We start from the raw sequence: 18,377 nt of genomic DNA on the forward strand, positions 1-18,377 counted from the left end.
GCGGTCCATCTCAGGGATTCGCGTCAACTGAATGAAATGGTGGCCGGATCCACTCCGGCCAACCCATCGCTCTCTTGACTATTCCGCTTCCGCGGTCAGCGCCTTGGCCTTGGCCACCCAGGCGTCCGCGCGGCTCGGCAGACCGACTTCCTCGCCGATCTTGTGCGCGGTGTCGTGGTCGAGCTCGGCGAGCTGCCAGAAATGGAAAATGCCGAGGTCGTTGAACTTCTTCTCGATCGCACCCGACACGCCCGGAAGCTTCTTGAGGTCGTCGGCGGTGCCGCGCGGGCCGGCAAGGCCCTGGAAACCGCTCGACGAAGCCGCCGGCAGCTCTTCAGCAAGCGGACGGGTCGAGGCGCCGATGTCGATGCCGGAATCGCCCTGGGCGCGTCCGATACCGTCGATCGCCGCACGCGCGATCAGGTCGCAATACAGCGCGATCGCGCGGCCGGCGTCATCGTTGCCGGGGACCACATAGGTGATGCCCTTCGGGTCCGAATTGGTGTCGACGATCGCGGCGACCGGGATATTGAGGCGCTGGGCCTCCTGGATCGCGATGTCTTCCTTGTTGGTGTCGATCACGAAGATCAGGTCGGGCAGACCGCCCATGTCCTTGATGCCGCCGAGCGAGCGGTCGAGCTTGTCGCGCTCGCGCTGAAGCGTCAGGCGCTCCTTCTTGGTGTAGGAGGAGGCATCGCCGCCCGCCAGCACGTCGTCGAGATGGCGCAGGCGCTTGATCGAGGCCGAGATCGTCTTCCAGTTGGTCAGCGTGCCGCCGAGCCAGCGCGAATTGACGAAATACTGCGCGCAGCGCTTGGCAGCGTCCGCGACGCCGTCCTGCGCCTGGCGCTTGGTGCCGACGAACAGGATGCGGCCGCCCTTAGCGACGGTGTCGCTGACCGCCTGCAAGGCGGTGTGCAGCAACGGCACGGTCTGCGCGAGATCGACGATGTGGATGTTGTTGCGGGCGCCGAAAATGAACGGCGCCATTTTCGGATTCCAGCGGTGAGACTGGTGACCAAAGTGCACGCCGGCTTCGAGCAGCTGACGCATAGTGAAATCGGGTAGTGCCATCGTTCTAGTTCTCCGGTTGGTTCCTCCGGAAGCGTGTGAGCAAGACGGAGCGTTGTCGCCCCGGCTGCCACCGGACGGCCTTGTGAGCCATGCTTCCGTGTGAGATGCGGCGCTGTATAGCGCCATTTCGGCCAGAAGCAAGGAAATAAGGGCCTTTCGGGGGCGGCTTTCGCCCGCGAGAGGCCCTTTCCCGGAAGACCGGGCCGCCCCCCTAGCGCCCGATTAGCATCTGGGCTGGTTCGGCGGGCACTTCTTGGCCGCCGGCGGCGGCGGCGGCGCAGGGCGCGGCGGGGGTGGCGGCGCAACGACCATGCGCGGCGGCGGCGGGGGTGCCGGTCGCGCCACCGGCGGCGGCGGAGCGGGCCGCGCCATGGGCGGAGGCGCCGGCCGCGCGACGGCAACCGGAGGAGCCGGGCGTGGTGGTGGGGGTGCGGCCATTCTCGGCGGCGGGGCCGACACCCGCGGCGGAGGTGGTGGCGTAGGCCGCGCCACGGCCTGGGGCCGCGGCGGCGGTGCAGCCGGTCTGGCCGCCTGCGGCGGGGCCGTCGATGGCAGATGCTGCGGCCTGATCGGCTCACGTGCCGCTGAAGGCGGAGGCACGATCGGCCTTCCGGCCGCGGCCGGAGTCCTTCCCGGCGCGCCCGCTGCGGCGGGCGGCGAGCCGGCAGGCTCACGGGTCGAGGACTTGGCGCGATCCGCAGGCCCGGTGCCGGGCGGCGTCTGTGCCACCGGCGGCCTGGGTGGCTGGCCGGGCCCAGCAGTCGGGTTGGTCACAGCGGGCCCGACATTTGCCGGCGCGGCGGCCGTTGGCGCATTGGAATGAGCAGGCAGCGTTGTGCCGGGAGCAGCCGTTGTGCCGGGAGCAGCCGTGGTCGGCGCCCCCGGACGAGCCGGCGGTGTCGCACCAGGTGCGGTCGCCGTCGGCGGCACGGGCCTTCCGCCCGGCAAGGGCCCCGCCCCCGCTGGCGGAGCCGGCGGGCCGCCACGGGCGCCAGGAACCGGCAGCGTGTTGGCCTGAGGCAGCCTGGTCTGCGGAGCAGGTGCTGGCACCGTCTGCGGCGCGATGGGTGGCGCGGCCGTCGGCGCGACGGCCGTCGGCGTCGCCGGAGGCGCCCCGGGCCTCGCCATCGGCTGGATCGTCGCGCTCGGCGGCATCGGCGCCTTGCCCTGCTGGATCAGCGCGGCGCGCTGCACGACCGCCTGCGGCACGGCAGCCCCGGCCGGGTTGGCACGGCCGGCGATCGCCGGCGCCAGATTGCCTGGTCCGGCCCCTGCCCCCACAGCCGGCGCTGGGGCCGGCGGGCGGTTGATCACCGTGTTGATGACGGTCGTATTGTGGATGTTCTGGTAAATGATGTTGTTCGGCGGCGGCGCGACATAGACCGGCGGCCTGACGAACACCGGGATCGGCACGAACACCGGCTGCGGCAGCACGAACAGGCCGATCACGGGCATCGGCGGCGGCAGCACGACGAAATCCGGCGGCGGCGGCGGCAGATAATAGAGCGGCGGCGGCGGTGGCGGCGCGAAGGCGAACACGGGATCGCCGAAATACAGCACCGGGCGGTCGACATAGATCACCTCCTCCGGCGGCGGTGGCAGCACATCATAGTCGATCATCGCGAAGGTCGGCGGCGCCTCGGCCGGCGCGGTGAGAATCGCAAGGCGCCGGCGTGCGTCCGCCGCATGCGGCCCGCGCGGGTAGCGGCGCAGATACGACCAATAAGCTTCCGGCGTGTCGTTCCGGTAGGTGCGCCGCCATGTGATCGCTTCGCGGCGCGCCGCGGCGATCGCCATCACGCGCTTCGCCAGGGGATCGCCGGGATAGGCCGCTAGAAACTCCTCATAGGCCGGCAGCGTGTCGCGCTCGATCGCGGCGGCATAAGCATCCTGCGCGCCAAGATCGCGGATCGGCTTGTTGCGGAGTGCGGCAACCTGGTCAGGGGCGGTCTCCGGCGGCGGTGCGTCGGGCCCGCGCTCGAAGAACGAGAATGGCGCCGAGATCTTCTGCTCGTTCCAGGGCACCTGCGCGCCCTTGGAGGCTTCGTTGACGCGCAGGCGAACGCGGTCGAACACTTCGGGCAGCGGCAGGCCGCCGGTCCGGATCATCTCCGCCAGCGACTGGGCGTAGATGCCGTAGGGCCCCGGCTCCTCCGGCGCGACCGTGCCCGGCGCGGCGTTGAACGCGATCAGCATGTTCGGCTCGGGCTCGACCAGCGCCAGACCGCTCGCGATCTGCTGGCCGCCCTCGATGAAGGGCTGCGCGCGGGCGGCGTCGAGCACGACGATGTTGGCCTTGAGCGGGATCGAAGCGAGCTGGCGCACATAGTCGCTGATCCGCAGGGCCTCGGTCGGAACGTCGGTGTCGCGGGTGATGTTGGAATCGACCGGGATGAAATAGTTCTCGCCGGCCAGTTGCACGCCGTAGCCGGCAAGATAGACCATCGCGACGGTACCCGGCCCCGAGGCCTGGGCCTTCTGGATGAAGTCGCGAAAACTCTTGCGCAACGTGTCGCCGTCGAGATCGCGCGCACCGACGACGTCGAAGCCGGCCGCCTGCAGTGTCTGCGCGATCAGGCCGGCATCGTTCGCGGTCGTCGCCAGTGGGGACTTGGCATAGGCGCCGTTGCCGACCACGAGCGCGATGCGCTTCTCCTGCTGCTGCGCGCGCACCTCGCCCGGCAGGCCGGCGGCAAGGGCCACGATCGGCAGGAGGAGGCAAATGAAGGCTTTGAACGTCCCACGCATGGCTTGCTTGCCCGCTATCGTCGTTGAGGTGCCACCACGCATGAGGCGCGCAGCCAGCTGAACGGCGGTTGAACGAAAGGCTCGGATTGAGGCGGTGGCGTGGCCACGCCGCTGCCGGCGTCAGCTCCAAGCCAGTCTCTGCCAGTCTCAGGCCAATGTCGAAACGGCGCAAGCCTCCTTCAGGTCCCTGCTTCGTGCGATCAGATCGAGCAACGCACCTCACTCCACGGCCTGCAGCTCGGCGAGCTTCGTTCGCGCGGTTGCCTCGTCCAGCGCAACCAGTTCGGCCGGCCCGGGATTGGCTTCTCCCGCCGTCGCGACGGAAACGACGGCAAGCCCGGCCAGGCCGCCGAGGATCGCGCCGCCCGTCGCGGCATCGTGCCTCGGGCTGCTCTTGATGAGATAGAAGTGCGTCCGGCCGGCTTCCATCACGATCTCGCGCTTGGTGTCGCCCGGAAACATCAGCTCCGTTACCAGCAATTCGTGGCGCCCCGCCGGCCGATCGGCATAGGCATATTTCCCAGCCACGACCTTACCGAGCGGCGCACCGTCGAGCTTCACCTCGCAGGCGCAGATCGCCATGCTAAGGCCATTCCTCTTGTCCTGGAGCAGGACGACGCGCGAGTGCCCGGCGCGCGGAGGCCCGACCTTGTTTGAGACAGAGGCAAAGTCGGTTCCGACCCGATCGCTGACACAGCCCACCAGCATCGCACCAACGGCCAACAACAACGCGCCCCGTCGCAGCATCGCATATCCCCAGTCCATTCCCCGGGATGAATGCTAGCTGGAATCGGCGACAGGTTGCAACAGCATCCGACGACCACCGCGGAGATGGCGCAGGCCGGGCGTCGGAGCTGCTGCACACGACGCCCGATACTCCAACGCCGGGCTCTAGCTCTGGGCCAGCAACTCGACAGTCCCCGTGCGCAAGCGATAGATGCCGCCGACCACCTTGAGCTTGCCCTGCTCGACCGCTGCGTTGAGAAGCGGCGCGGCCGATTTCAGCTTGGCGACGTTGTCGATGACGTTCTGGCGGATGGCGTTGTCGAGCGCGTTGCCGCTCTGCTGGGCCGCCGTCTTCACCGAAGGTGCGATCGCGGCGACCAGCGTGGGGATGTGTCCGGGCAACGGCTTGTCGTCCTTCAGCGACTTGATGGTCGCATCGACGGCGCCGCAATTGTCATGGCCGAGCACCAGGATCAGGGGCGTGCCGAGCACGGCGACGGTGTATTCCATGCTCGCAACGGTCTCGTCGCCGGCAAAATTTCCGGCGACGCGACACACGAACAGATCGCCGCGTCCGCTGTCGAAGGCATATTCGGGCGCGATGCGGGAATCGGCGCAGCTCAGGACGGCCGCGTAGGGATTCTGACCGCCGACCAACGCTTCCCGCTCATGCGTGAAGTCGTGGCGGCGCGACACGCCCGACACGTAGCGCGAATTGCCCTCCATCAGCCGCTTGAGCGCGGCATCGGGCGACAGCACGTTCTTGGGTTTAGGCGGCGCCTTGACCTCCTTGGCCTCCTTGGCCAACGCGGCCCCGCCGAACGCGGCTACTCCGAGCGCCGAAGCGGCAAAGAGCATCATGGAGCGCCGCGAAGGAGCGATCGATTGATGGGGATTTTCAGAGCATTTGTCGCACATGATTGTTGTTCTTCCTGGCTTCCCGCCCAACGAGATTCTCAAGAAGACAACTCATAGCTGCGCCCAATAGACTTCGAAACCACCCGTGGGCCGAATAGTTAAGCTTTGGTTTGCGGCGGCTCGGGTAACGTCAGAGCTGCTGCACGTCGACCACGCCCGCGACCGCCTTGATCGCGCCGGCGATCTGCGGCGAGACCTTGAAGCGGCCGGGCAGCTTCATCTCGACCTCGGTCTCGAGGTCGAGCATCATCACCAGCGAGACCTCGCCGTCGCCATTGGAGCGCGGCGCGATGCCGGGACTGCCGACTTTTGGCGCGGCGCCGTTCGAGGCGGCCATGTCGGGGCCGGCCAGACGCTTGGCGATCGAGTCCAGCGGCTTGGTGTCGCGCACGAAGATGCGCAGGCCTTTCTGCGTCTTGGCAGCGGCATCATCCAGCGGCTCGGCATGCAGCACGCGGGCGCGGACGTCCTCGCCCTGCAGTTCGGCACCGAGCTGCAGCAGCACGGCAGCGCCCGGCTCCAGCACGTCGCGATATTGCGCGAGGCCTTCGGAGAACAACACCGCCTCGAAATGACCGGTGGGATCCGAGAGCCCCATGATGCCCATCTTGTTGCCGGTCTTGGTGCGCCGCTCCATGCGCGAGACCACGGTGGCCGCGACCTTGCCGGCGGTGGCACCGGTCTTCACCGCGCGCGAGAACTCGGCCCATGACTGCACCCGCAGCCGCTTCAGCACGGTGGCGTAATCGTCGAGCGGATGGCCCGACAGGAAGAAGCCGACGGCGTCGTATTCACGGCGGAGCTTTTCGGCCGGCAGCCACGGCTCGATCTGCGGCAGCATGATGGTCGGCGCATCCGCCGACATGCCGAACATGTCGTTCTGGCCGATGGTCTCGGCCTGGTGCGCGCGCTGGCAGGCGGCCAGGATCGAATCCGCCCCCGCGAATACCCGCGCCCGGTTCGGCTCCAGCGTGTCGAAGGCGCCGGCGGCGGCGAGACTCTCGATGATACGCTTGTTGATCGCGCGCGGATTGACCCGTGCCGCGAAGTCGGCGAGCGAGGTGAACAATCCCCGCTTGGCGCGCTCCTCGATGATCTGCTCGATCGCCTGGATGCCGACGCCCTTGAGCGCCGCGAGCGCGTAGTAGATGACCTTGTCGCCGACCTCGAAGGTCGCGCCGGAACGGTTGATGTTCGGCGGCTCGACCTTGATGCCGAGGCGCTGCGCCTCGGCGCGGAATTCGGAGAGCTTGTCGGTGTTGTTCAGGTCGAGCGTCATCGACGCCGCGATGAACTCCACCGGATAATGCGCCTTCATGTAGGCGGTGTGATAGGACACCAGCGCATAGGCCGCCGCGTGGCTCTTGTTGAAGCCGTAGTCGGCGAACTTGGCCAGCAATTCGAAGATGGTCTCGGCTTGCCCCTTCGGCACGCCGTTCTTCACCGCGCCTGCGACGAAGATGTCGCGCTGCTTGTCCATCTCGGCGCGGATCTTCTTGCCCATGGCGCGGCGCAGCAGGTCGGCATCGCCGAGCGAATAGCCCGACATCACCTGGGCGATCTGCATCACCTGTTCCTGGTAGATGATGACGCCGAAGGTTTCCTTGAGGATCGGCTCCAGCACGGGATGCAGATATTCCGGCTCCTCGTCGCCGTGCTTGCGCGCGCAATAGGTCGGGATGTTCGCCATCGGACCCGGGCGATACAGCGCCACCAGCGCGATGATGTCCTCGAAACGGTCCGGCCGCATGTCGACCAGCGCGCGCCGCATGCCCTGGCTTTCAACCTGGAACACGCCGACCACCTCGCCGCGCGCCAGCATCTGGTAGCTCTCGGCATCGTCGATCGGCAGCGTGGCGAGATCGACGTCGATGTTGCGCGGCTTGAGCAGCTTGCAGGCGACGTCGAGCACGGTCAGCGTCTTCAGGCCGAGGAAGTCGAACTTGACGAGGCCCGCGGGCTCGACCCATTTCATGTTGAACTGGGTCACCGGCATGTCGGATTTGGGATCGCGGTAGAGCGGCACGAGCTCGCTCAGGGGCCGATCGCCGATCACGATGCCGGCCGCATGCGTCGAGGCGTGGCGGGTCAGACCCTCGAGGCGCTGGGCGATGTCGAAGGCGCGCGCCACCACCGGATCCTCGTCGCGGAACGCCTGCAGTTTTGGCTCGCTCTCGATCGCGGCGGCGAGCGTCACGGGCGCCGCCGGATTCTGCGGCACCAGCTTTGTCAGCTTGTCGACCTGGCCATAGGGCATCTGCAGCACGCGGCCGACGTCGCGCAGCACGCCGCGCGCCTGCAGCGTTCCGAAAGTGATGATCTGCGCGACCTGGTCGCGGCCGTAGCGCTGCTGCACATACTGGATCACCTCGCCGCGGCGGTCCTGGCAGAAGTCGATGTCGAAGTCCGGCATCGAGACGCGTTCGGGATTGAGGAAGCGCTCGAACAGCAGGCCGAACTTGATCGGGTCGAGGTCGGTGATGGTCAGCGCCCAGGCGACCAGCGAGCCTGCGCCGGAGCCGCGGCCCGGTCCGACCGGAATGCCCTGGCCCTTGGCCCATTTGATGAAGTCGGACACGATCAGGAAGTAGCCCGCGTATTTCATCCGCAGGATGACGTCGAGCTCGAACGCCAGGCGCTTGCTGTAATCCTCGTCCGTCATGCCCTGCGACAGGCCGTGGACCCGCAGGCGATTGGCGAGCCCCTCCTCCGCCTGGCGCTTCAGTTCCGCCGCCTCGACTGCGCCGGCGTCCGAGCTCTGCGCGGCGCCGACGGTGAAGAACGGCAGGATCGGCTTGCGCGTCATCGGGCGGAACGAGCAGCGCTCGGCGATCTCCACCGTCGAGGCCAGCGCCTCCGGAATGTCGGCGAACAGCACGGCCATCTCGGCGCGGGTCTTGAAGCGGTGATCGGGGGTGAGCTGCTCGCGCTCGGTCTCGGCGATCAGCCGCCCGCCGGCGATGCACAGCAGCGCGTCATGCGCTTCGTAATCGTCGGTCGCGGCGAAATACGGCTCGTTGGTCGCGACCAGCGGCAGTCCCTTGGCGTAGGCGAGGTCGATCAGGCCGCTTTCGACGCGCCGCTCCTTCTCGGTGTTGTGGCGCTGCAATTCGACGTAGAGGCGGTCGCCGAACAGGCCGGCCAGGCGCTCGCAACGCAGCGCGGCCAGCTCGGCATAACCGCCGGCAAGCGCCAGCGAGATCGGCCCGTCCGGCCCGCCCGTCAGCGCGATCAGACCCTCGGTCTCACCCTCGAACCAGTCGAACTTGATGAACGGCGCATGGCTGTCGGGCGTCTCCAGGAACGCGCGCGAGTTCAGCCGCATCAGGCTGCGATAGCCGCGCTCCTGCGCGGCCAGCAGCACCACGCGCGACGGCCCGATCGCGTTGCGCGCGTTCGGGTCCTGGTCGCCGAAATCGATCGCCAACTCGCAGCCGACGATCGGCTGGATGCCGGAGCCCGCCATCTTGTCGGAGAACTCCAGCGCACCGAACAGATTATCGGTGTCGGTCAGCGCCAGTGCCGGCTGATGGTCCTTCTTGGCAAGCTCGGCGAGCTTGGCGATCTTGATCGAGCCCTTGAGCAGCGAATAGGCCGAGTGAACGTGAAGGTGAACAAATCCGGCGCTCGGCATGGTCGCGTGACGGCCTCTGACAGATGAAATGGAGCGGTCGCCGGCACCAGGGGGATGTCCGGGAGATCGATCCGAGGACCCCGCTCCGCCTTCCACCCGCCTTTGCCGACTCGCCCCGTAATGGTGGGGCGTCACCGCGCCAGAGTCCACGCCGGAGCGGCCGCTTCGCCGCGTCGTCCCGCTTTTCCCCAAGGGGTAGCGGGAGGTCCACCGCCGGGGGCCGCGGAATCAGAGCTGCGGTATGACCTGGGCCCAGATCGCGATCATTCCGACGAACAGCGTGATCGACGCAAGTGCGGCGGCCTCTTCCACGAAAACCCTGAACATGGCTTGCTCCCTTGTTGGAACGTATGAAGAACATTGTTCTCATTTTGTTCTCTGGAGTCAAGCGCGGCGGACGACCTCCAATGGCAATGGTTAACTCGCTGAATTCACGTAATAAAAAAGCCCCGGCGAAGGCCGGGGCTTTTCGTCGAGCGCTCGAATCCGAGCGATCAGTCTCAGTAACGGCCGAGCATCGGGCCGCCGAACTTGTAGTTCAGGCGAACGAGGCCCATGTCGACGTCCTGCTTGACGTTGACCGCCAGAACACCGGCCGGGCCGGTCAGGTTGCGGTCGTTGCCACCGAGGAAGATGTGGTTGTACTCGGCGCCAATCGACCAGTTCGGGGCGAAACCGAACTCGAGGCCCGCGCCGACAGTGCCACCCCAACGGGTGTCGTTGGCCGATGCCAGCGACACGCCGCCGAACGAGGTATCGTACTTGGTGCCGACCACAGCAGCACCGCCCTTGACGTAGAGCAGCACGTTGTTCCAGGCGTAACCGACCTGGCCGGTGATCAGACCGAACGAATCGATCTTGGTGCTGTTGGTGTTGCCGGAGAGCGCCCCGACATGGCTGCCCGAGAAGTCGGCCCAGTTGCCCTGGCCTTCCAGGCCGAACACGAACTGGCCGGACTGCCAGCGATAGCCGATCTGGCCACCGACCGTGCCGCCGGTTGCATCATGCGAACCATCACGGCCGAAGCCGACGATGTCCCACTTCGCGTGCGAAGAACCGCCGCCGCCGTTGATACCGATGTAGAAGCCGCTCCAGTCATAAATCGCGGCGACCATCGCAGGCGCCTTGGTGTAAGGCCGTGCTGCGAGATCAGCAGCAAGCGCCGGCGCGGTCGCGCCGAGCGCGACGAGGCTCACAGCCGCAAGCAACAAGTTCTTATTCATTTGAGTCCCGTTCCAGTTTTCGTCGTGAGGCCCCCAGGCCGCAGGCTGGTCATAACAGCGATCGATGGAATTGCTGTAGCCACGCCGCAACAGTTGGTTCGAAAGGACCTTGCCGTTAACGTATGTTATCGGCAGGTGCGAGGAACCCCTTTGAAACAAGTGTTTTCATGAGTTCCATTGTCGACTACGGAACACAAGCATCATGCGCGCGACACCGACGCCGCGCGCACGTTCGCGTGATGGAGAATTAAGAATGCGCAAACGAGTCGCCCTCCCCATTGTCGCCACACTTTGGCTCGCCTTCGCCACATTTGCGCTCGTGTCGAGCGTTCCCACACCTGCGCACGCGTTCGGAACGCACCATCCCTTCTGCCTCACTGGCGATGAGTGGCCGGGCCTGAGCAATTGCAGGTTCGACACCTACGCGCAGTGTCAGGCGAGCGCTTCGGGACGCGCGCTGACCTGCATCGCCAATCCGTATTTCGCAGGTCAAAGCGACGACCCCTACGCCTACCAGAATCGTCCGCGCGCGCAGACGCCGGGTTATTCGCCCCGCTACTACCTGCCGCGCTGAGATGGGCAGCGCGCGCCTCGCACTGGCCGTAACCGCCCTGCTCCTGGCGGGCGGAACCGCACGCGCGCAGACCTACGATCCGAGCTTTCCCGTGTGCATGCAGATCTACGGCCCCGTCGGCTATTTCGACTGCCGCTACGACACGCTCGAGCAGTGCCGATATCTCGCCGTCGGACGTTCGGCGACATGCGTGGTGAACCCGCATTTTCCGACGAAGAAGCCCCCTCGCCGACCAGCCAATTAGCGTTGGCACATCCAGGACGCTGATATGCAGTGGCGCTTCGCCGGTACTGCGGCGTTGACGCGGGCTGATGCGGGTTTAGGTAAGACGGACAAATCTTGCAGGGGTGGCGACGTTCGCTGGGCTGATTCCCGTTGACGCCACCAATGCAGGACACATGACGACTTCGCCTCAAGCGACCTCGCGTCGCGCAAAATCGACTTCGGCTTCAGCGCCCCCTCACCTTGCCATCGTCCTGTTCTCGCTCGCGATGGGCGGCTTTGCGATCGGAACCACCGAATTCGCATCGATGAGCCTGCTGCCGTTCTTCGCCGCCGATCTCGGTGTGGACGAGCCGACGGCGGGACACGCGATCAGCGCCTATGCGCTCGGCGTGGTGCTGGGCGCGCCGCTGATCGCCGTGCTTGGCGCGCGGTTCGCGCGGCGCACGCAGCTGCTGGTGCTGATGGCCGTGTTCGCGCTCGGCAATGTGCTCACCGCACTGGCACCCGGCTTTGGCTCCATGATCGCGGCCCGCTTCCTCGCAGGGCTGCCGCACGGCGCCTATTTCGGCATCGCCGCCCTCGTCGCCGCCTCGCTGGTTCCGCAACATCGTCGCTCGCAGGCGATCGGCCAGGTGATGCTCGGCCTGACCTCTGCCACCATCATTGGTGTGCCCTTGGCCAATCTGATCGGCCAGGCGGTCGGCTGGCGCGCGAGCTTCAGCCTGGTGTCGGCGCTGGCGCTGCTCACGATGCTGTTGTGCGCCCTGTTCGCGCCACGTGATCAGGCCGGCAGGTCGGATCCGCTGCGCGAACTCGGCGCGCTTAGAAGCGGCCGCGTCTGGATCACCCTGGCGATCGGCGCCATCGGCTTCGGCGGCATGTTCGCCGTCTACACCTATCTGGCGACGACGCTGATCGAAGTTACCAAGGTCAGCCCAGCCGTCATTCCGTTCTTCCTCGCGGTGTTCGGCATCGGCGCCACGCTCGGCAATCTGTTCGTACCGCGCTTTGCCGACCGCGCCTTGATGCCGACCGCGGGCTGCATCCTGCCGCTGGCAGCCGTGGCGCTGCTGGTGTTTCCGCTGGTCGCCGGCAATGTCTGGCTGCTCGCGATCGACATCTTCGCCATCGGCGCCAGCGTCTCGCTCGGCGCCATCCTGCAGGCGCGGCTGATGGACGTCGCCGGAGACGCGCAGGCGCTCGCCGCAGCGCTGAACCATTCGGCGTTCAACACCGCCAATGCGCTCGGCCCGTTCCTCGGCGGCCTGGCCATACGCGAGGGGTTCGGCTGGACCTCCACCGGTCCCGTCGGCGCCGCGCTCGCGCTGCTCGGTTTCCTGATCTGGATCGTGGCCTGGCGTGACAGCCGATCCGCTCCGATTGAGATCGCTTCGCGCAGCGATACCGCATCGCTGGCGAACGCGCCGCCGCTGGCGCCGGACCATAGCCGCTCAGATCCTGCCAGAAATCCGGTGGGCTAGAGCCTGAAGCGGACGCCGTCCGCTCAGCTTTGCCAAGGCGTGTTGCGGATGCGCGTGCACGCGTTCGGCTTGCGGAAGCTGGGATCGTGATCCTCGATATAGTCGAAATTGACCGTCCCGAATGTGGTCTGCGGCTTCTTCAGGGCTGAACACGTCTGAACCTTGAGGAAGTCGTTCTTGAAGTCTCCGCGCGGAAACGCTGATATCACCTGGTCACGCTGCTCCGGCGAGTAATCGTCATATCCAATACCGACGACGTCCACCAGAACGCCTGCGTTGGTGAGAGCGATCTCCGGCCTCATATATTGCGGAATGCCCGGCGTGGTGTGCAGCGCGACGGCTTCCCATACCAGATCGGCTTGCGGCTCGGCGATACCGCGCGCCCGGAGAAACTCACGCGCAGCGTCGGCTCCGTCGACCTCAAATCGCTTTGTCTGCGTGTGGTAGTGATCGACAAGGCCGAGATCGTGAAACAGCGCCGCGACATAGAGCAGTTCCGAATCGAACTTCAGCTTCTGACGCAGCCCCTTCATCGCGCCGAACACGTAGACGCGGACCGAATGGTTGAACAGCATGTCGTCTTCGTAGCTGCGTACCAGCTCGGCGGCTTCGCGCGCCAACTGACTGTCCGGGATCTGGACGCCGGAAATCACGTTCATCATCTTCGATCTCCTGCTTTGCGTTCGGTTAATGCCGCGTGAGCCATCAGGCGGCCTTCTCGAGCGCGGCCTGCGGCGTATTTCGGAAGCTGATCGACATGCGATTGTACGCATTCATCAGACTGATTGCGATTGTGAGATCGACGAGTTCGCGCTCGCTGAAGACGTTGCGTGCGGCTTGATAGGCTTCATCCGGAACGTTGGTCTCGGCAACGCGGGTGACGGTCTCGGCCCATGCCAGGGCCGCGCGCTCGCGTTCGTCGAAGAGATTGCCCGCCTCGGCCCATGCCTGCAGCAGCGCGAGCTTTTCGACCTTCACGCCGCTCTTCAACAGATCGCGCGTATGCATGTCGAGGCAATAGGCACAGTTGTTGATCTGTGAAATGCGCAGGTAAACGAGCGTGACAAGCGTTCCAGGCAACCCACTCTGCGTGACATAGCCGTAGACGCCGCCCAGCGCCTTCGCGCCGGCCGGTGCGATGTGGTTGTAGTTGAGACGTTCACTCATCTGATGACTCCTTGATGATCGGGGGAGATCAAAGCTCCCTCCTCATTCCCTCAGATGCTCCTCGCCTGGTTCATAAAAAAGCACCAAGAACGCACAAAAATTGTGTACCATGGGGAATGACGAGGCCGCTGCGCCTGGAGCTCGATCGGTCCGCGAAGACCCCACTTGCGGAGCAGATCCATAGAGGGATCAGGGCCGCCATCGAGAGCGGCGTGCTCGCCCCCGGCGCACGCCTGCCCTCATGGCAGGATCTGGCGGCTCAACTCGGCGTCGCGCGCGGCACCGTGCGCTCAGCCTATGAGAAGCTCTCATCCGACCAAATGATCGTCGCGGCCCGCGCGACCGGCACGCATGTCGCCGACCGGCAGTCCTTCCCAGTGCGGCCTGACAAGGCCCCCGACCCCGGCTCGTTCATGGAGATGTACCAGGAACTCACGGCTGGACCGGCGATCTTCCAGATGGGCGTGCCGTCGCAGGAAACGTTTCCTGCGAAGTTGCTGGCGCGAATGCGGGTACGAGCGGTTCGCGCCGAAACGAGCGCACCCGCGATCTACCCGGATCCGCGCGGCGAGTTGGACTTGCGACGTGAGATCGCGGCCTACCTTGCGCTGGCCCGAGGAATAGAATGCGCGCCGTCCCAAATCATCGTCACCAGCGGTTTCACCGGCGGCCTCGGTCTCGCGCTCCGTGTCCTCCGCCTCGGGCCGAAGAAGAAAGTCTGGATGGAGGACCCCGGCTTTCCTTTCACCCGGCACGGTCTCGAACTCGCGGGATTATCCATCGTACCTATCGCGGTCGATGCCAACGGCATCGACGTCGATTTCGGCGTGAAACATGCACCCGACGCCGCGCTGGTTGTCGTGACACCGGGGCAACAGGCGCCGCTCGGATCCACGCTGTCCCTGGCACGCCGCTCACGACTGCTGGAATGGGCGACCCAAAACAAGGCATGGGTGATCGAGGATGACTATCTCAGCGAACTCCAGCTCAAGGGCCGCGCCACGCCAGCGCTCGCCTCGCTCGACCGCGCCGGCCGCGTCATCCACATCGGCTCCTTCAGCAAGACCATAAGCCCGGCCTTGCGGCTCGGCTTTGTAGTTGCACCGGCTGCTCTCGCATCGCGATTTGCAGAGACTGCGGCTTGCCTCGCGCCGGCACCGGGACCCGCGGTGCAGCTAGCTACGGCCGACTTCATGCGCGACGGCCACTATCTGCGGCATCTGCGGCGCACGAAACGCGCCTACACCGCGCAGGGCGATGCATTGCTGAAACAGCTCCGCACGCGCTCTGCGACGGTTGCGATTGCCGGTCTGGCCGCGGTGCTGCGATTGCCAGACGGAGCACCCGATCTCGCTATCGCCCGGGACGCAGCGTCGTTTGGACTGGCACCGACGCCGCTATCGCTTTGGTACGCTCAAACCGCTTCGGCGTGCCCCGGACTGTTGCTGGGCATCGCGACGTCTCCGCTCAAGAAGATCGAGGCGTCCTGCGACCGGCTCCTTCGGATCATCGACCGTTTAACGTGATCCGTACCCGGCCTCGGCCGCCTCAACCGGCCAACGTCACGATCAAAGGCCCGTTGCGGGTGGCGATCACGGTGTGCTCGTACTGCACGGTCGGCGCCTCGGGATTGCTGTAGAGCGTCCACGGGTCGTCGCCATTCTCCGCCCATTCGGCGCCCATGGAGAGGAACGGCTCGACGGTGAACACCAGGCCATCGTTCATGATGCGGCGTTCGGAGCGATCGGGCCAGGTTGCGATCTCCGTCGGCTCCTCATGGAGCGACAGGCCGACGCCGTGACTGGCGAGATTCCTGACCAGGCTGTAGCCCTTCTTTCGCGCAAAGGTCCCGATCGCCTGACCGATCCCCGCGATCGGTTTGCCGGCACCGACCTGCTGCAGGCCGGTCCACATCGCCCGCCGGCCGTCCCGGCAAAGTCGTTCGATCCCGCGGCTTACGGGCGGAACGGCGAACGAGGCTCCGGTATCGGCAAAGAAGCCGTTCTTCTCGGCTGACACGTCGATGTTCACGAGATCGCCGCGCTCGATCCGCCGCTCGCCCGGGATGCCGTGAGCGATCTCCTCGTTCACGCTGATGCAGGTTGCCCCCGGAAAATCATAGGCCAGCTCCGGCGCCGAACGCGCGCCGGCGGCCTCCAGCAGCTGTCGTCCGATCCGGTCGAGTTCGGAGGTGGTCATGCCCGGCTCGAGCGCTTTCCCCATTGCCTCCAGCGTGGCGGCGACGATGCGCCCGATCTCCTTCAGGCGCGTCAAGTCGTTGTCATCGGAGATTGTCATGTCAGGGCTCTTGTGCGGGAGGCCCGGACATAGCGCCTGCGAGGTCGGCTTGCAAACCGGCCAGCCCCGGAGAATCCTGCCGCAGCGGCGCCGGCGATTGGCGCAGGCTCGCGGCCCGGACGGCGGCGAAATAAACGTGAACCGTCACGCCACCGCAACCGACGCCCTGGACGGACAGTCCCTGGACAGCAGGCTTCTCGCCGAACGTTGGCGCGACGCCTTTGACCAAGCCCGTGCAGTAAGCGCAGGACGGTCGATGGGCAGGTTTGCCAATCATCGCTCGGAAGCTGAAGCCTGCCCGGTGCGTCAGCCTCCGCCCTACACCGGCGTGTAAACCACCAGCTTCAGCGCGGGATCGTCGTTGGCCTGGAAGCTGGTGTGCTCGAAATGCAGCACGCCGAGGGTTGGATGCGACATCGTCTTGAGGCCCGAAGACGTGCCGCGGACCTCGTGGGCTTCCCACCATTTGACGAATTCCGGGCTGCCCTGCCGCAGCCGCGTCAGCAATTCCGCAAAGGCGGGATCGCCGGCCCAGACGTCGTGCGTGGCGCGAAACATCGCGACCATGCGCTTGGCTACTTCCGCCCAGCCCGCTCCGTAAGCCTTGCGCGTCTGCTTGTTGGTCATCATCAGCAGCATCGTGTTGCGATCCGCCTCCGGCAGGCGCCCGAACGCGAAGACCTGCTCGGCGGCCGCGTTCCAGGCCAGCACGTCCCAGCGCCGCCCGGTGACATAGGCCGGATGCGGCAAGCTCTCGACCAGCCGCTGGATCGGCGGCGGCACGGTCTCGCGGGTGAAGACGCGCCTGTCACCGTCGCGCGCCAGCGCCTTCAGGTGCGCGTGCTCGGTCTTGCTGAGGCGCAGCGCGCGGGCCAGCGCATCGACGGTGGTTACCGAGGGGCTCACCGTGCGGCCCTGCTCGAGGCGGATGTACCAGTCGACGCCGATGCCGGCGAGTTGCGCGACCTCCTCGCGGCGCAGCCCCACGGTGCGCCGGCGCCCGCCGATCGGAAGGCCGACGGCCTTCGGCGACAACTTTTCGCGGCGGGACCTCAGGAAGTCGCCGAATTCGACGCGGCGCGGATCGGCCATGATGTCGCTCACGGATGGAGGGCCCCTGCAATACTAGGATAATACCAGGCCTTCTTGCCCTGTCCAAGTCGGCGCATACCCCTTCACCCACTTTGAGGTGAACATCATGAAAGCTGCCGTACTCAAATCCTTCGGCACCCCCCTCGTCATCGAGGAGGTCCGCGACCCCGTCATCGGCACCGGCGAGGTCGTCGTCGACGTCGTCGCAACGCGCGTGCTGTCCTATACCAGCGAGGTACTCAGCGGCGCGCGCAACTACGCGCTCGACCTTCCGGTCGTCCCCGGCGCCGGCGGCGTCGGACGGGTGCGCGCGATCGGACCGGATGCGACCAAGCTTGCCGTCGGCGACTGGGTGATCTGCGATCCGACGGTGCGTTCGCGCGACGATGCGATCGCGCCCGACATTCATCTGCAGGGCGTGAGCGCACGCGGTGAAGGCGGCATGCATTTGCAAAAATACTTCCACCACGGCTCGTTCGCCGAGCAGATCAGGGTGCCGACGGAGAATGCGAAGTGGCTTGGCCGGATCACCGACGCCGAATCTGCGCAGTGGTGCGTCCTCGGCACAATGCTCGTGCCCTATGGCGGCTTCCTCGCTGCGAAGCTCCAGCCCGGCGAGACGGTGCTGGTGAGCGGCGCCACCGGAAATTTTGGCAGCGCGGCCGTCGCCGTTGCACTCGCGATGGGCGCGGCCTGCGTGGTAGCGCCGGGGCGTAACGAGGCGATCCTGGCTGACCTCGTCCGCCGCTTCGGCGATCGCGTCAGGCCGGTCAAGCTCACCGGCGTTGAGGACGACGACCGCGAGTTGATGAAGCGCGCGTCTCCCGGCCCGATCGACTGCGTGTTCGACATCATGCCGCCCTCGGTGAGCACGAATGTGGTGCGCGCTGCGATCATGGCGGTGCGGCCCTACGGGCGCGTCGTGCTGATGGGCGGCGTCAACATGCAGGGCGGCCCGGGCCTGGAGCTGCCGTACAACTGGATCATGCGCGATTGCATCACCATCCACGGCGTCTGGATGTATCCGCCGGACGCGGCGACGCGGCTGATCGCGATGGTACGGTCGGGCCTGTTGCGGCTCGATCATTATCAGGCCACGGCGTTCGACCTCGACCATGCCAACGACGCCGTGGCGCACGCCGCGGCCAATGCCGGCCCGTTCAAGATGACGGTGATCAGGCCTTGAGGCCCTGAGGCGGCGGCGAAGCGCCGTCGCC

Annotated in this window: 15 protein-coding genes; 5 read left to right on the forward strand and 10 right to left on the reverse strand. The window is 66.3% G+C overall.

The genetic code is table 11. The features are described 5' to 3' along the window. Positions 1 to 78: 78 nt before the first annotated feature. The 6 genes from CIT39_RS18970 to CIT39_RS18995 form a co-directional block, all read right to left on the reverse strand. Positions 79 to 1,074, reverse strand: coding sequence for a 30S ribosomal protein S2 (locus CIT39_RS18970; protein ID WP_094977705.1), 996 nt, complete (start codon positions 1,072 to 1,074; stop codon positions 79 to 81). A gap of 222 nt (positions 1,075 to 1,296) precedes the next feature. Further along, complete coding sequence (locus CIT39_RS18975; protein WP_094977704.1) at positions 1,297 to 3,822, reverse strand: caspase family protein; 2,526 nt, start codon at positions 3,820 to 3,822, stop codon at positions 1,297 to 1,299. A gap of 219 nt (positions 3,823 to 4,041) precedes the next feature. Further along, on the reverse strand, positions 4,042 to 4,404 hold the full coding sequence (locus CIT39_RS18980) for a DUF2846 domain-containing protein (protein WP_244607607.1): 363 nt from the start codon (positions 4,402 to 4,404) through the stop codon (positions 4,042 to 4,044). Between the two features lie 309 nt (positions 4,405 to 4,713). Beyond that, on the reverse strand, positions 4,714 to 5,466 hold the full coding sequence (locus tag CIT39_RS18985) for a carbonic anhydrase (RefSeq protein WP_094977703.1): 753 nt from the start codon (positions 5,464 to 5,466) through the stop codon (positions 4,714 to 4,716). Between the two features lie 130 nt (positions 5,467 to 5,596). After that, complete coding sequence (gene dnaE, locus CIT39_RS18990; protein WP_094977702.1) at positions 5,597 to 9,100, reverse strand: DNA polymerase III subunit alpha; 3,504 nt, start codon at positions 9,098 to 9,100, stop codon at positions 5,597 to 5,599. Between the two features lie 500 nt (positions 9,101 to 9,600). Then, positions 9,601 to 10,323 carry an outer membrane protein gene (locus CIT39_RS18995; RefSeq protein WP_094977701.1) on the reverse strand — a complete coding sequence of 241 codons (723 nt, stop codon included), beginning with the start codon at positions 10,321 to 10,323 and terminating at the stop codon, positions 9,601 to 9,603. Positions 10,324 to 10,576: 253 nt separating this feature from the next. Here CIT39_RS18995 and CIT39_RS19000 point away from each other — a divergent pair, with 253 nt between their 5' ends. From CIT39_RS19000 to CIT39_RS19010, 3 genes are all read left to right on the forward strand, one after another. Next, a complete protein-coding gene (locus CIT39_RS19000) occupies positions 10,577 to 10,897 on the forward strand; it encodes a DUF3551 domain-containing protein (RefSeq protein ID WP_094977700.1) in 321 nt (106 codons plus the stop codon). 1 nt (position 10,898) lies between these two features. Further along, the gene (locus CIT39_RS19005; protein ID WP_094977699.1) at positions 10,899 to 11,141 is read left to right on the forward strand and encodes a DUF3551 domain-containing protein; all 243 of its coding nucleotides are present in this window, start codon (positions 10,899 to 10,901) and stop codon (positions 11,139 to 11,141) included. 154 nt (positions 11,142 to 11,295) lie between these two features. Then, complete coding sequence (locus tag CIT39_RS19010) at positions 11,296 to 12,603, forward strand: MFS transporter (protein WP_162308578.1); 1,308 nt, start codon at positions 11,296 to 11,298, stop codon at positions 12,601 to 12,603. A gap of 23 nt (positions 12,604 to 12,626) precedes the next feature. On the opposite strand, the gene CIT39_RS19015 is transcribed toward CIT39_RS19010, so the two are convergent. After that, a complete protein-coding gene (locus tag CIT39_RS19015; protein WP_094977697.1) occupies positions 12,627 to 13,265 on the reverse strand; it encodes an HD domain-containing protein in 639 nt (212 codons plus the stop codon). Between the two features lie 43 nt (positions 13,266 to 13,308). Continuing rightward, positions 13,309 to 13,770 (reverse strand): carboxymuconolactone decarboxylase family protein, encoded by a 462-nt coding sequence (locus CIT39_RS19020; protein ID WP_094977696.1) that lies wholly within the window; start codon positions 13,768 to 13,770, stop codon positions 13,309 to 13,311. A gap of 116 nt (positions 13,771 to 13,886) precedes the next feature. Between CIT39_RS19020 and pdxR the strand changes: the two genes are divergently transcribed. Beyond that, positions 13,887 to 15,296, forward strand: coding sequence for a MocR-like pyridoxine biosynthesis transcription factor PdxR (gene pdxR / locus CIT39_RS19025; RefSeq protein ID WP_094977695.1), 1,410 nt, complete (start codon positions 13,887 to 13,889; stop codon positions 15,294 to 15,296). Positions 15,297 to 15,318: 22 nt separating this feature from the next. Here the strand turns inward: pdxR and map are convergent, their stop codons facing one another. Next, positions 15,319 to 16,068 carry a type I methionyl aminopeptidase gene (gene map, locus CIT39_RS19030; RefSeq protein WP_094977694.1) on the reverse strand — a complete coding sequence of 250 codons (750 nt, stop codon included), beginning with the start codon at positions 16,066 to 16,068 and terminating at the stop codon, positions 15,319 to 15,321. 318 nt (positions 16,069 to 16,386) lie between these two features. Beyond that, on the reverse strand, positions 16,387 to 17,160 hold the full coding sequence (locus CIT39_RS19035) for a helix-turn-helix transcriptional regulator (protein WP_094977870.1): 774 nt from the start codon (positions 17,158 to 17,160) through the stop codon (positions 16,387 to 16,389). Positions 17,161 to 17,266: 106 nt separating this feature from the next. Between CIT39_RS19035 and CIT39_RS19040 the strand changes: the two genes are divergently transcribed. Continuing rightward, positions 17,267 to 18,346: an alcohol dehydrogenase catalytic domain-containing protein gene (locus CIT39_RS19040; protein WP_162308579.1), complete on the forward strand. Its 1,080-nt coding sequence runs from the start codon at positions 17,267 to 17,269 to the stop codon at positions 18,344 to 18,346. The last annotated feature ends 31 nt before the right edge of the window (positions 18,347 to 18,377 follow it).

The organism is Bradyrhizobium symbiodeficiens (genome assembly GCF_002266465.3).
Taxonomy (GTDB): domain Bacteria; phylum Pseudomonadota; class Alphaproteobacteria; order Rhizobiales; family Xanthobacteraceae; genus Bradyrhizobium; species Bradyrhizobium symbiodeficiens.

Coding starts and splice junctions, on each gene's coding strand:
- CIT39_RS18970 (WP_094977705.1), bottom strand. CDS start 1,074: ATGGCACTACCCGATTTCACTATGCGTCAGCTGCTCGAAGCCGGCGTG.
- CIT39_RS18975 (WP_094977704.1), bottom strand. CDS start 3,822: ATGCGTGGGACGTTCAAAGCCTTCATTTGCCTCCTCCTGCCGATCGTG.
- CIT39_RS18980 (WP_244607607.1), bottom strand. CDS start 4,404: ATGGCGATCTGCGCCTGCGAGGTGAAGCTCGACGGTGCGCCGCTCGGT.
- CIT39_RS18985 (WP_094977703.1), bottom strand. CDS start 5,466: ATGTGCGACAAATGCTCTGAAAATCCCCATCAATCGATCGCTCCTTCG.
- dnaE (WP_094977702.1), bottom strand. CDS start 9,100: ATGCCGAGCGCCGGATTTGTTCACCTTCACGTTCACTCGGCCTATTCG.
- CIT39_RS18995 (WP_094977701.1), bottom strand. CDS start 10,323: ATGAATAAGAACTTGTTGCTTGCGGCTGTGAGCCTCGTCGCGCTCGGC.
- CIT39_RS19000 (WP_094977700.1), top strand. CDS start 10,577: ATGCGCAAACGAGTCGCCCTCCCCATTGTCGCCACACTTTGGCTCGCC.
- CIT39_RS19005 (WP_094977699.1), top strand. CDS start 10,899: ATGGGCAGCGCGCGCCTCGCACTGGCCGTAACCGCCCTGCTCCTGGCG.
- CIT39_RS19010 (WP_162308578.1), top strand. CDS start 11,296: ATGACGACTTCGCCTCAAGCGACCTCGCGTCGCGCAAAATCGACTTCG.
- CIT39_RS19015 (WP_094977697.1), bottom strand. CDS start 13,265: ATGATGAACGTGATTTCCGGCGTCCAGATCCCGGACAGTCAGTTGGCG.
- CIT39_RS19020 (WP_094977696.1), bottom strand. CDS start 13,770: ATGAGTGAACGTCTCAACTACAACCACATCGCACCGGCCGGCGCGAAG.
- pdxR (WP_094977695.1), top strand. CDS start 13,887: ATGACGAGGCCGCTGCGCCTGGAGCTCGATCGGTCCGCGAAGACCCCA.
- map (WP_094977694.1), bottom strand. CDS start 16,068: ATGACAATCTCCGATGACAACGACTTGACGCGCCTGAAGGAGATCGGG.
- CIT39_RS19035 (WP_094977870.1), bottom strand. CDS start 17,160: ATGGCCGATCCGCGCCGCGTCGAATTCGGCGACTTCCTGAGGTCCCGC.
- CIT39_RS19040 (WP_162308579.1), top strand. CDS start 17,267: ATGAAAGCTGCCGTACTCAAATCCTTCGGCACCCCCCTCGTCATCGAG.